10 protein-coding genes are annotated in these 12,901 nt (G+C 63.2%); 5 read left to right on the top strand and 5 right to left on the bottom strand.

What is annotated here, in order from left to right; genetic code table 11:
* Positions 1-236: 236 nt before the first annotated feature.
* Positions 237-1,745: an alpha-N-arabinofuranosidase gene (locus tag HALXA_RS18730; RefSeq protein WP_049895606.1), complete on the bottom strand. Its 1,509-nt coding sequence runs from the start codon at positions 1,743-1,745 to the stop codon at positions 237-239.
* 360 nt (positions 1,746-2,105) lie between these two features.
* On the opposite strand from HALXA_RS18730, the gene HALXA_RS18725 reads away from it, so the two are divergent.
* The 3 genes from HALXA_RS18725 (at position 2,106) to HALXA_RS18715 (ending at position 6,576) form a co-directional block, all read left to right on the top strand.
* Positions 2,106-3,149 carry a zinc-dependent alcohol dehydrogenase gene (locus HALXA_RS18725; RefSeq protein ID WP_013875833.1) on the top strand — a complete coding sequence of 348 codons (1,044 nt, stop codon included), beginning with the start codon at positions 2,106-2,108 and terminating at the stop codon, positions 3,147-3,149.
* A gap of 281 nt (positions 3,150-3,430) precedes the next feature.
* On the top strand, positions 3,431-4,750 hold the full coding sequence (gene melA / locus HALXA_RS18720; protein WP_013875832.1) for an alpha-galactosidase: 1,320 nt from the start codon (positions 3,431-3,433) through the stop codon (positions 4,748-4,750).
* Between the two features lie 488 nt (positions 4,751-5,238).
* Positions 5,239-6,576 carry a right-handed parallel beta-helix repeat-containing protein gene (locus HALXA_RS18715; RefSeq protein ID WP_013875831.1) on the top strand — a complete coding sequence of 446 codons (1,338 nt, stop codon included), beginning with the start codon at positions 5,239-5,241 and terminating at the stop codon, positions 6,574-6,576.
* Positions 6,577-6,599: 23 nt separating this feature from the next.
* Here HALXA_RS18715 and HALXA_RS18710 read toward each other — a convergent pair whose 3' ends face one another.
* Entirely contained in the window at positions 6,600-8,909 is a 2,310-nt protein-coding gene (locus tag HALXA_RS18710) for a PAS domain S-box protein (protein WP_013875830.1), read from the bottom strand.
* Between the two features lie 206 nt (positions 8,910-9,115).
* On the opposite strand from HALXA_RS18710, the gene HALXA_RS18705 reads away from it, so the two are divergent.
* A complete protein-coding gene (locus HALXA_RS18705) occupies positions 9,116-9,916 on the top strand; it encodes an alpha/beta fold hydrolase (protein ID WP_013875829.1) in 801 nt (266 codons plus the stop codon).
* 67 nt (positions 9,917-9,983) lie between these two features.
* Here the strand turns inward: HALXA_RS18705 and HALXA_RS18700 are convergent, their stop codons facing one another.
* From HALXA_RS18700 to HALXA_RS18690, 3 genes are read right to left on the bottom strand one after another with little or no spacing between them, the layout of a single operon-like run.
* Positions 9,984-10,682, bottom strand: a complete 699-nt coding sequence (locus tag HALXA_RS18700; RefSeq protein ID WP_013875828.1) for a DUF2270 domain-containing protein — start codon at positions 10,680-10,682, stop codon at positions 9,984-9,986.
* Positions 10,682-11,266 carry a DsrE/DsrF/DrsH-like family protein gene (locus HALXA_RS18695; protein ID WP_013875827.1) on the bottom strand — a complete coding sequence of 195 codons (585 nt, stop codon included), beginning with the start codon at positions 11,264-11,266 and terminating at the stop codon, positions 10,682-10,684. The genes HALXA_RS18700 and HALXA_RS18695 overlap by 1 nt, the downstream gene beginning before the upstream one ends.
* 4 nt (positions 11,267-11,270) lie before the next feature.
* Positions 11,271-11,513, bottom strand: coding sequence for a sulfurtransferase TusA family protein (locus HALXA_RS18690; RefSeq protein ID WP_013875826.1), 243 nt, complete (start codon positions 11,511-11,513; stop codon positions 11,271-11,273).
* A gap of 205 nt (positions 11,514-11,718) precedes the next feature.
* Here HALXA_RS18690 and HALXA_RS18685 point away from each other — a divergent pair, with 205 nt between their 5' ends.
* Positions 11,719-12,900 carry an MBL fold metallo-hydrolase gene (locus HALXA_RS18685; protein ID WP_013875825.1) on the top strand — a complete coding sequence of 394 codons (1,182 nt, stop codon included), beginning with the start codon at positions 11,719-11,721 and terminating at the stop codon, positions 12,898-12,900.
* Position 12,901 lies beyond the last annotated feature (1 nt).

Here is a 12,901-nt window from a genome sequence, read left to right as displayed (position 1 = left end):
TCACGAGAGCACGGAGATCGGAGTAGGAGTGGTGCGGCAACGCCGCTCTCCGAACGTGCGTCCGAATGCTGTTCTCCGAACGTACCCTCGATCCCTGCTTGCTGGCCGTACGCTCGAGCTGTGGTCGGTGGATCACCAGCCGGTTCGAGCAGTGTCTCCGCGAATTCGACCGACTAGGTCCGCAATTACGACGCGAGAAAAGAACGGCGCGGGACAGAACGGTTGTTCGGAAGCGCTTACTCGACCGAGATCGCGGCGACGGTCGACGGCGGGAGTTCCACTTCGATCGAACTCCCGTCCGCCGGGACGGCGAGGTCGTCGGCGGTAAACTCGTCGGCGTTGTGCTTGGTCACCGCGTAGTCGGGCTCCTGCTCGGCGAACAGAATCTCACCGCGGATGTCGTCCTCGTTCAGGTCCGTTCCCTCGAGGGAGACGTCGACGGTCTGGGCGCTGCGGCAGTCGAGGTTCGTCACGGTGACGTACGTGCCGTCGTCGCCGACGGACGCGGAGGCATTGACGAGCGGGAGTTCGTCGTTCGAATCGCCGTCGACGACGTCGCGGGTCGGCGTGTCGACGGAGGTCCGGACGGCCTCGTTGCCCTTGTGCGGCGCGTAGAGGTCGAAGACGCGGTAGGTCGGGCGGGCCCAGGCGTCGTCCTCGTCGGTTTCGACGAGACACTGGAGGACGTTGACCGTCTGGGCGATGTTGGTCATCGTGACGACGTCGCTGTTGTCGTTGAAGATGTTGAGCACCGCCGCCGCCGAGAGGGCGTCGAACACGGTCCCTTCCTGCTCGAGGCCGTTGTCGGCGGTCGCTTCGGGGTGCCAGGTGCCCCACTCGTCGATGATGACGCCGATGTCGCGGGTGGTCGCCACGGCGTTGATCGCGCCGGCCATGCGCTCGATGTGGCGTTCCATCTCGAGGGCCTCCGCGAGCATGCGGTCGTACTTGTCCTCGTCGGCCTCGGCGACGTTCGTCCCGCGGCCGTAGTAGTGGTGCAGCGTGAGGTGGTCCAGCGGGAACTCCGCACCCCACGGCGCCTCGTTGATTTCTTCGAGGAAGCGGCGGTTCCACTCGTGGCCCTCGAAACCGCAGGCGATGAGCTCGAGGTCGTGGTCGAACATCAGGTTCGCCTGGGTGCCGACGTAGGTGGCGTACCGGCGGTACTCGCGGGCGTACTGCTCGGGGCTCATCTGGCCGCCACAGCCCCAGTTCTCGTTGCCCAGTCCCCAGTACTTCACGCCGTAGGGGTCTTCGCGGCCGTTCTCGCGGCGTCGGTCTGCCAGTTCCGTGTCGCCGTCGTAGTTACAGTACTCGACCCAGTTGGCCGCTTCCTGGGGACTGCCCGAGCCGACGTTCGCCGCCAGGTAGGGTTCGGTGCCGATGCGCTCGCAGAGTTCGAGGAACTCGTCGCTGCCGAAGGAATTGGATTCCTCGGGCAGTTCTTCGGGACCCTGCGCCCAGAAGAGGTTCCGGCGGCGCGGCCGCTCGTCCTGCGGGCCGACGCCGTCCTCCCAGTGGTAGTCGTCGGCGAAACAGCCGCCCGGCCACCGCAGCACCGGCAACTCGAGGTCCTCGAGCAAGGAGACGGTGTCCTCGCGGAAGCCGTCCCCGTCGGCGCTGTCGGCGTGCCAGATCCCGCCGTAGATACACCGCCCCAGGTGTTCGGCGAAGTGCCCGTGGATTTCGGGCGCGATCCGGTCGATACTCGCTGCAGTATGGACTGTGATCTCTGCGTCAGCCATCTGCACGTTCATTTCTGATAATGTAGTATAAGTGCCTCGGTTCATGTCACCATGGTGTTCGATCTCACGACCGGAACGACCGAGCGTGACCGAGACGGTCGAGCGACGACCGCGAGCGGTTCGCTATCCGTGCGGTCCTCGAGACGAGAGCGCTGCCAACGATCGGTCGGAAATCCACATTCGTGGGGAGCGTTCGATCGCGATCCCCCGAGAACACACTGTTGTCGGGACCGAACACGGACAGCCGCTCGAATCTGCTCTCCGCGCCGCGGTTAGGCGGCTTCCTCGAGTACCGACTGGGTCTCAGTCCGTCGATTCCAACCCCACAGAATTATAATCATGTATCACTGATCCGGTATCATGCGAGGATTAGCCAAGACTGCTCGAGAGGAAGGAGCGATGGAACTCGTCGATCGCGATCGTCCGGAACCCGCCCCGGACGAGGCGCTGATCGAAGTCGACTACGCGGGACTGTGCGGAAGTGACGCGGGCATCTACGAGTTCGAGTCGGCGTTCGAGCGGATGGAACTGCCGACGATCATCGGCCACGAGTACTCAGGTCGCGTCGTCGAGGTTGGCGACGCCGTGACGAAGTTCTCGGTCGGCGACCGAGTCGTCGAACGGCCGATCCGCGGGTGCGGCGACTGCTATCAGTGCGAGATCGGCGAATCGAACGTCTGTCAGAACGCGGTCATCACGGGCGTCGACCACAACGGTGCCTACGAGCCCTATATCGCCGTCCCCGAGGACGCGCTCCACCCCGTCCCCGACAGCGTCGAACAGCAACACGCGGCGATGGTCGAACCGACCAGCATCGGTGCCCGCGCCGTCATCCAGAACTCCCGCGTACGCGCCGGCACGCGAGTCCTCGTCGAGGGCCCCGGTCCGATCGGACTCCTCACCGCCCAGATCGCCCGCGCACAGGGCGCCGAGGTCGTCGTCAGCGGCGTCGGTCAGGACGCCGACTACCGCCTCCCGCTCGCCGAAGAACTCGGCTTCGAGACGGTCAACGTGGCCGACGACGATCTCGACGCCGTCCGCGACGAACTGACCGACGGCATCGGCTACGACGTCGTCTTCGACACGACAGGCCACCCGTCGGGGCTGCCGTCGGCCGTCGACGAGGTCCGGAAGGGCGGCCAGATCGTCCTCGTCGGACAGACCGGCGAGACGACGATGCCCTACTCGCCGCTCGTCCGCTCAGAGATCGACCTGCAGTGTTCGTACGCGTCGAAGTACGAGGACTTCGAGAACGCGCTGCGCCTGATCGACACGGGCGACGTCGACGCCGAGACGTTCATGGACGACCGCTATAGCCTGCTCGAGGCCGACGAGGCGTTCGAGACGTTCCTCGAGGGCGGGACCTGTAAGCCGGTCTTCGACGTATCGGTGCTGCGCGACTGACAGGAGACGCTCGAGCGACCGGTCGAGCGGGACGAAACCGGCCAGTGTCGATTTCTTCACCGTCGGGTTCCGGTTGTGCAGTCGGTTCGGTCCGTGAGACCAATTGTCGAGGGATTTATGACCGATAAGAACGCTCGATGAGGCATGCCAGTTCAACGCCCTCGACAGCGTCGTCAACGACCGCCCGACATCGCCCGCACGTCGCCGAACCGTACTCGGACGGGTTCCCGACACGCTCGCTCGGCACAGTATCTCCGCCTCGCCGAAGTTGAGGGTCTCCAATGACGAACATCACCTTCATCGGCGCCGGGAGCGTCGTCTTCGCGACGAACCTGCTGACCGATATCTACTCGTTCGAGCGCCTGCAGGACAGTACGATCACGCTGATGGACATCGACCCGGACCGGGTCGAACGGACCGCCGAGGTCGGCGAGGCGGTCGTCGACCACCACGAGCTCCCCGGCGAAATCCGAACCACGACGGATCGGCGCGAGGCCCTCGAGGGGGCCGACTACGTCCTGAATATGATCAACGTCGGCGGGGAGGAACCGTTCGAGAACGAGATCCGCATCCCCGAAGACTATGGCGTGAAGCAAGCCGTCGGCGACACGCTCGGCCCCGGCGGCGTCTTCCGCGCGCTGCGGACCGCCCCGACGGTACTCGATATCGCCCGCGACATGGAGGAGCTGTGTCCCGACGCGCTCCTGTTGAACTACACCAATCCGATGGCGATGCTTTGCTGGGCGGTCGACGAGGCGACCGACGTCGACGTCGTCGGTCTCTGTCACAGCGTCCAGCACACGACCGAGGCTCTGGCTCGCTACCTCGACGTCTCGAGCGACGACCTCGAGCACTGGGTCGCCGGCATCAACCACATGGCGTGGTACCTCGAGTTAGAGCACGACGGCGAGGATTGCTATCCAGCACTCCGCGAGGCGGCGTCCGATCCCGACATCTACGAACAGGATCCGGTCCGGTTCGACGTGATGGACCACTTCGGCGCGTTCATCACCGAATCGAGCCACCACCTGAGCGAGTATCTCCCGTACTTCCGGACGGACGACGCCCTCATCGAGGAGTTAACGCCGGACGAAGACTTCGGCCACTACACGATCGAATGGATGCCGACGGGGCGGTATCTGGAACACTGGCGGTCCTACCAGCCGGCTCTCGAGGACGAGTTCGAGGTTACCGAGGACGACGTCGCACTGGATCGCTCCGCCGACTACGGATCCCGGATCATCCACTCGATCGAGACCGACGAGCCCCGCCGCATGAATCTCAACGTCCGGAACGACACCGATGCAATTGCCAACCTCCCGGACGACGCCTGCGTCGAGGTTCCGTGTCTAATCGACGGTCGGGGAGTTCGTTCCTGCTCCGTCGGCACCCTCCCGCCGCAGCTCGCATCGTTGAACCGTTCGAACATCGCCGTGCAGGACCGCGCCGTCGACGCGATCCTCGAGCGGGACGAGACTGCCCTGCGACAGGCCGTGAAACTCGATCCGCTGACGGCGGCCGCGCTCGATCTCGAGACGATCGACGAGATGATCGACGACCTGCTCGCTGCGAACGCCGAGTATCTCCCTGACCTCTACTGACTGCGGTCTCTGATAGTTATAGTAATGTATAATATATACAATTCTATGGCGGGCGATCGCCGAACTGTTCCTCAGGAGTTATGGAAACAGCCGATGCGAATCTTGGAAATATAGGGCCAGTTCGATGCTATTTCAGTCAATATCGTTAGCTCGACTGCTCAGCCGTAGCCGAGAGAGGGAATCTGATCGGCGAGTAGGTCTCCGAGGAATACAGGGTCCGATATATTGTGTTTCATACGGAAATTCTGGAAATGAACAATTGCTAAGCGTATACCATATCGACTAAACAACGAAATATCGAGAATTGATTTTGATCCGGGTTATATTGCTTAAATCTCGCAAGACTATTTGGACATTTCCTCACGATACGAAACGATCTGATTGACTGTTAGTATAGACACATATTCATCTAATCAAGATTGTATCGGATAAAGACCGATCAGTTGAAGAGAATCTGGCTTCCGTGAACTGTTCCTCGGAACGAGTAGATGACTACTACCGAGGAGACTCGTTCGGAAGCGGACGAACGAACGCTAGTTGATCGTCGCTCCTGCTTGAAAGCCGCCGCAAGCGGAGTCGCGCTCGCTCTCACCGGTGCCAGCTCGGCGGCGGCTGCCGAGGAAGACTACGACGTTATCGAGGTCCCCGCTGGAGAGACGCACACGATCACGCTCGGCGACGACGACACGCTCGAGAACACGCTGATCGACATTTCGGCGCGGAACGCGAAATTCCAGATCTCCGCACGGGGGTCGGGTTGGGAAGTCCGCAACCTCGGGATCCGCGGGAACTGGGACGAGACGACGAAAGCCGAACCGTTTATCGTCAGCGGCGACGGCGTCGTCGACAACTACTACTTCGCCGACGGTGCCACCGGCGACACGTACCCGAACGGGCCGACTGGCATCTACGTCGCGAACGACCACAGCGGCACGATCGAGATCAACAACGTCAACATCCAGGACCTGCCCGACAACGCGATCTACGGCAGTTCGCCGGGCGACCCGCCCGAGCACAGCCTCGGCGCCGGGGGCGGCGGCGACGTGATCGTCACGAACAGCTACGCGGCCGACTGCGTCTCGTCCTCGTTCCGCGTGGGGACCGACGGCAGCCGCGTCGAGAACTGCGTCTCCGTCGGCTCCGACTGCGGCTTCTGGGGATTCTACAACGCGCCGAAAGTCGTCGACTGCGATTTCTCCGACTCGGAGATCGGCGACATCCGCGTCGGCGACGGCCAGTGGCAGGACGACGCGACACCCAGACTCGAGAACGTCCGCTACGAGACGGAGGTGATCCACTCCGGATCGATCGACGGCTCGTCCGCGGGCTCGCCGCAGCGCACCTCTCCCGAGGCGGTCGAGGGCGTCCCGCTTTCGGCCGAAGAGGCTGCGGCAGGCGGCGGCAGTGACGGCGCCGACCCGTCGCCGGACGACAGCAGCGGCGACGACGGCGAGGGCTCGGACGAAACCGAGCCGGAGGAACACCTGCTCGCGTTCGTCACCGAACCCGACGCACAGCTTGCCGGCTACGAGTTCTCGGCCGATGGCGCCGTCGAATTCGCAGACGCGCCGTACGAGAGTCCCTCCGGCGGGCGGATCGAGGGCGGAACGTACGAGGCGGAGGACTTCGTCGAGGAAGCTGACGACGGCACGACCCGCGCCGGCGGCGTTACGGGCGGCGGCTACGGCGACGCGTTCACCGTCGTCGGCCCGATCACGTCGATTGACGTCGACCAGCCCGACGCGATGTGGATCGAACTCGACGGCGAGGAACTGTCCGTCGAGGAGGTCCTCGAGGCGACGGGCGCCGACGAGAGCTCTCGGTAACCGGTCGGAGAACGCCGACTCGATCACGCGGCGGGGAGCGTGAACGAGAACGTCGATCCGTCGCCGGGTTCGGAGTCGACCCGGAGCTCGCCGTCGTGACGCTCGACGATGCGTTGACAGAGCGCGAGGCCGATTCCCGTACCGGAATGCTCGCTCTGGCTGTGAAGGCGCTGGAACACGTCGAAGATCCGATCCTGCTGCTCGGGATCGATGCCGATACCGTCGTCGTGAACGGAAATTACCCACCTGTCTCCTCGCCGACTCGCATCGACGCGAATCCGCGGCGATTCGTCACCGCTGTACGTAATCGCGTTCTTGAAGAGGTTCTGGAATACCTGCCGCAACTGGCTCTCGTCGCCGTTGACGCGGGGGAGATCGCCGACGGTAATTCGAGCATCGGTCTCGTCGATCCGCATCCGGAGGTCGTCCTGTACTTCCTCGACGAGCGACTCCAACTCGACCGGTTCGAACGGATCTCCCTGCGTATCGATGCGGGAGTACTCGAGGAGCCCATCGATCATCTCGCGCATGCGGTCGGCGCCGTCGACCGCGAACTCGAGGAATTCTTCGCCGTCGTCGTCGAGGGCGTCGTCGTACCGTCGCTCGAGGAGTTGCAGGTAGCTCGTGACCATCCGCAGCGGTTCCTGCAGGTCGTGGGAGGCGGCGTAGGCGAACTGCTCTAACCGTTCGTTCGACTCCTCGAGCTGGCGCCGGCGTTCCTTGAGCGTGGCTTCGAGGCGTTTCCGTTCCGTGATATCGGAGATGATTCCCTCGACCTCGACGCGATTCCGCTCGTCGTTGAAGACGTTCCGGCCGTAACTTCTGACCCACCGCCGCTCGCCCCCGGCAGTTTCGATACGATAGGTCGTGGAGAACGGCTCTCCCTTCGCCGCTTGTTGTTGCACCGTCTCCCACACCCTCTCGCGATCATCCTCGTGCATAACGTCGTCGCCCCAGCTAACCTCGCCCCGCTCGAGCGCCTCGGGATCGTAACCGGTCACCTCGTTACAGGCGTCGCTGACGAATTCCATCGGCCAGCCGCGCTCGTTCTTACAGCGATACACCACGCCGGGAACGTTCGCGATTAGCGTTGAGAGGCGCTGTTCCTGCTTCTTCCGCTCGGTGATGTCGCGGGCGACGGCGACCATGTACTCGCGATCCAGTTCGATGTAGCTCACGTTGACTTCCGCCGGATAGGTACTCCCGTCCTTTCGCTCGTGTTCGCCTTCGATCGTCACCGCACCCTCGTTTTTCACGTCCTCGACGTGGGATCGCCACTCCTCGAGGTCGGCGAAGACGTGGTCCATGTCGGGAACCGTCAATTCGAGCAGTTCGTCTCGGTCGTAACCGAGGCGCTGACAGGCGGTCTCGTTCGCGTCGAGGAACCTCCCGGTCGGCGGGTCGATCACCAGGACGCTGTCGTAGGTATTGTCGAGCAACGTCCGGAAGAGCTCGAGCTCCTCTTCGCGCTCTTTGCGCTCGGTGATGTCCCGGAAATAGACTGACAGGCCCGTTTCGGAGGGGTACGCTCGGACTTCGAACCAACTGTCGAGCGGCGCAGGGTAGTACTCCTCGAACGCGATGGTCTCCTGCTCGTACATCGCTCGCTCGTATTTCGGCTTGAACGCCCGATTCATCGCTCCCGAGAACTCGTTCCACACGTTCTTGCCGACGAGTTCTCGTCCTTCGGGGTTGATCAACTCGTGAGCGCGCTCGTTGAGATACGTGAATTCCCAGTCTTCGTTGAGCGCGAAGAACCCGTCGGAGATGCGGTCGTAAATCGCGACGCGTTCCTCCTGCGACCGGTCGCTCTCGATCGCCGATTCGAGAAGCTTCGCGACGCTTCGAACGAAGGTTGCGTCGTGCTCCGTAAACCCCTGTTCGTCGGTCGTGTGCGTTCCGAGGACGCCCCAGGGATTTTCCGGAGCGCCGATACGAACGCTGATCCCGCTCACGATGTCGTGGCTGGTGAGCAGTTCGGAACCGGACACTCGTTCGTCGGTGCGGAGATCGGTGACAACGACCGCTTCGTCGGAACGAAGCGTCGCGCCTGCCAGGGAACCCCGATCGGCGGAAACGGTTTCCGAATCGACGAGCCCGTCGCGCCAGCCGACGCCCTGTCGGAGCATTGCGTTGTCGCCGTCGGGAAGCAACTCGAGAACCGCTGCGTACTCTGTATCGAGCGTTTCAGCCACAGCATCGGCGGTATCGTGCAGTAACTGATCGAGGTCATCGGTCTCGAGCGCTCGTCGTCCGAGGTTGGCGATAACCTCCTGCTGACGGACGCGATCACGGACGGCCGCGTCGGTATCCGCTCGAGGTGAAGAGGGCATTCGTTTCCCCTAGCGTGTGACACCGTATAAGGAGAGTGTGTGATATGTCGACGACGGAGCGCGCGGATCGGTCGCTCCGTATCCCTTTCCCTCTGTGATCGATACCACGGGGTCCGGCGAGCGGATCGCGCCGTACTCGCCCAGCGGCCGACGCGACTTCGGTATCCGGGGCCACTTTCTAACCGATCGGCTGCGTATCTACGCACATGCCGGCTGAAACCGTCAACGGCGCACGGCTTTACTACGAGGAATCGGGCAGCGGAACGCCGATCCTCTTCTTACACGGTGTGATGATGGGCAGCCGATTTTTCACCGAGCAGCAGGACGCTCTCGCCGGCGACTACCGGCCGATCGTCCTCGATTTCCGGGGCCACGGTCGATCGGAGAAAACGGAAACGGGGCATACGCTCCCCACGTACGCCGCCGACGTCGAAGCCTTCCTCGAGCAGCGCGAGCTCGACGACGTCGTTCTCGTCGGCTGGTCGATGGGGTCGCTGGTCGCCTGGGAGTTCATCGACCAGTTCGGGACCGACCGTCTTCGCGGGTTCGTCTCCGTCGAACAACAACCGCTCGACCTCGAGGGGGACGACTACGAGCACGGCGTGTTCGATTTCGACGAGTTCGTCGAGTTGATGGAACTCGCACAGACGGATCCACACGAACTGGGGCGCGTCTTCATCGAGCAGATGTTCGCGGGCGAACCGAGCGACGAGGTGGCACGGCTGCTGTTCGACGAAATTGCACGCGTTCCGCCGTCGGTAAAGAGCGCCATTTTCTTCGACCAGTCGGTCCGCGATTACCGACCGGTCCTCGAGGACGTCGACGTCCCGACGCTCGTCTGTCTCGGGGAAGACGAAACGCTGCTCGAGACGGGCGGAGTCGAGTACGTCGCCGAGCGAATCCCGGACGCCGACCTCGAGCGCTTCGCTGACAGCGGTCACTGTCCGTTTCTCGAACAGCCCGCGACGTTCAATCGCGTCCTGTCCGACTTCGTGGACGCCTGTTAGTAGCTGCGGGTTCGGGTCCCGCTGACCGGAGCATGCTGACCGGGTGGCTCCGACGCGACGGACGCGATCATCTCCGCAACTCTTCGGAACGGAGTTCCCCCTTCGCGTACCACGTGCGCGGACGGACCGCGACGAAAACGGCGCCGAGATAGAACGCCGCCACGGCACCGATGACGATCGGTCCGGGGAGCATTCCGATCGCGGCGCTCGTCGCCCACGACGTCGGCGCGAAGGCGGTGATTCGTACGATCCACGCGGCGAGCAGGACGGTAAGCAGCGGTAGATACACCCGTCGGAGCCGGTGTGCGATCGCCTCCTCCGCGCTGATCTTGATCGTGGGTGTCCGATAGTCACGACTCAGCGCTTCGCGCCAGCTCGGATCGGAGACGCCAGCGGACGGGTCGAGTCCGTACGCGAACACGTTTTCCTGCAGCGTCCTGACCCTGCTCCGCCAGATATCGTACGCTCGATAGCGACGGGCCTCGATCAGCAGGAACACCGAGAGCGTCGCGACGCCGATGAGGAGGATATAGTGGGGAATTCCCGGCCGCGAGAAGGCCCACGTGAGAATCGCCGAGATCACGAGCACGGCCCAGTTCGTCGTCCGATCGAGCCGTTCGCGCCAGAATTTCATCCGGTGGATCTCGCCCCGGTACAGGTGTGCCACCGCCGAACTGGGTCCCATCTCCTCCTCGAGAAGGCCCGCTCCGAGGTCCCTGTACTCCGCGTCGCTGGGATCGATATCCTTCGCCGATGAGCGGGGCATTAGACGAGCAGTTGGATGTCGGAATCGGCCATATCCTGAAGCGCCGTTGCCGCCCCGACGCCGACGGTGACCCCGTCGTAAAAGTCGTCCTCGTCGTAGCCCAAGAGATCGATCGTCATCTGGCAGGCTTGGAATTCGACGCCCAGCTCGAGCGACGTCTCGACGAGGTCCTCGATCGTGGCGGTGTCGTTGTCCGCGATCCGTTTTTCCATCAGCGTCGTCGTCAGCCAGTCCATGCCCGGAAGCGCCGCGACCGCGTTCGGCACGGGCACGTTCGGATTGCCGACCGAACTCAGTTGCAGGTCCGTCGACTTCTCCTCGTGGAGGATGTCTAACCCCCAGAACGTGTGAAAGACCGTGACCTCGTAGCCGAACGCTGCGGCGGTACTCGCGAGAATCAGCGGCGGATACGCCATGTCGAGTGTCCCTTTCGTCGCGATGATTGATACCTTCGGCTGCGTCTCGTCCCCGTCAGTTTCTGCGGCGGCGAGTCGCTCCTCGAGGGCGGCAATTCGAGCCTCGAGTTCGGCGCGGGCCGGCGTCTCGTCGGAGGCTTCGGGTGCGTGTGATGTGTCCGTACTCATTGTCTCACTCCGTCTTGCGCACGTAGTGCGTGAAGATCTCGTCTCCCTCCTCCTGATCGACGAGTTCGACGCCGTCGGTCGCTGCCGCCCAGCCGGCGAGGTCGCTCATGCTTCCGGGATCCGTCGCGAGGACTTTCAGGAGCTCGCCGTCGTCGAGGTCGTCAACGGTTTGCTTCGTCTTGACGACCGGCATCGGACAGTTCTGTCCCGTTACGTCGAGCGTCTCCGCGATTTCGTAGTCGGTCATTGTATTGGATTCATCGTACAATACCGGACCTGTTGGTAAAAGCGTGTCGGTGGATATGTGGAATATACACACTACTATTTGGGAATGTAATCGATAAATGCGCTCTTACGGGCATACAATCCATCTAATCTGCAAATGGTATTGTGTAGAAATAGAATTACTATGCAAACCCTTATTGGCGATCGGTCTGTAGACGGCGGTAGCGATGACCGAAGACGACAGCCCCGACGGCGACGACGCCGTCACGGCGATCACGCCGACGGAGTTACGCGCTCGAATCGATAGCGGTGCGGACGTATTCATCCTCGACGTTCGCTCGGAGAGCGATTTCGCCGAGTGGCATCTCGAGGGGACGAACGTCGACATCGTGAACCATCCGTACTTCGACCTGCTGGACGGCGTTCCGGAGGACCTGCGCGCAGCGCTTCCCGACGACCGGCGGATCACGGTTCTGTGTGCAAAGGGCGGCTCCAGCGAGCTCATCGCGGACACGCTCGCCGAGGCGGGCTACGACGTCGATCATCTCGAGGACGGCATGAACGGCTGGGCGCGTCTCTACGAGTACGCGGAACTCGACGTCGACGTCGATGCGACGATCGGTCAGTATCGGCGTCCGTCGAGCGGCTGTCTCGCGTACCTCGTCGTTTCGGACGGCGAAGCGGCGATCATCGATCCGCTCCGGACGTTCACGGACGACTACATCCGCGACGTGGAGCGCCTCGACGCCGACCTCGCGTACGCGCTGGATACGCACGTTCACGCGGATCACGTCTCCGGCGTTCGGTCGCTCGCGGATCGGACCGACGCAACCCCGGTCGTGCCCGACGATGCTGCGGCGCGCGGCGTCGACTACGACATCCCGTACGAGACCATCGGCGACGGGGAGACGCTCGCAGTTGGCGACGTCGAGATCGACGCGATCCACACGCCGGGTCATACGACAGGGATGACCGCGTACAAGGTCGGCAACGTACTGTTTACCGGCGACGGGCTCTTCACGGAGAGCGTCGCCCGCCCTGACCTCGAGGATCCGGATGCGGCCACCGACGCGGCGCGGACGCTGTACGAATCGCTCACCGAGAAGGTGCTACCGCTGCCCGACGAGACGATCGTCGCACCCGCTCACTTCAGCGACGCCGCGACGCCCGCCGACGACGGCACGTACACCGCGACGCTCGGTACCCTGCGAGACGCGATGGACGCGCTGTCGATGGACGAAGCCGCGTTCGTCGAGTCCGTCGTCGCCGATATGCCGCCGCAGCCGGCGAACTACGAGGCGATCATCGCGGCAAACCTCGGGCAGCAAACGCCGGACGATACGGAGGCGTTCGAACTCGAGCTCGGCCCGAACAACTGCGCGGCCAGCGAGGAGGCGCTTACGAACTAGT

Source organism: Halopiger xanaduensis SH-6 (assembly GCF_000217715.1).
In the GTDB taxonomy this organism is placed as follows: Archaea; Halobacteriota; Halobacteria; order Halobacteriales; family Natrialbaceae; genus Halopiger; species Halopiger xanaduensis.
The sequence above is the reverse complement of the archived record's forward strand: the minus strand, read 5'-3'. Positions and strand labels throughout refer to the sequence as shown.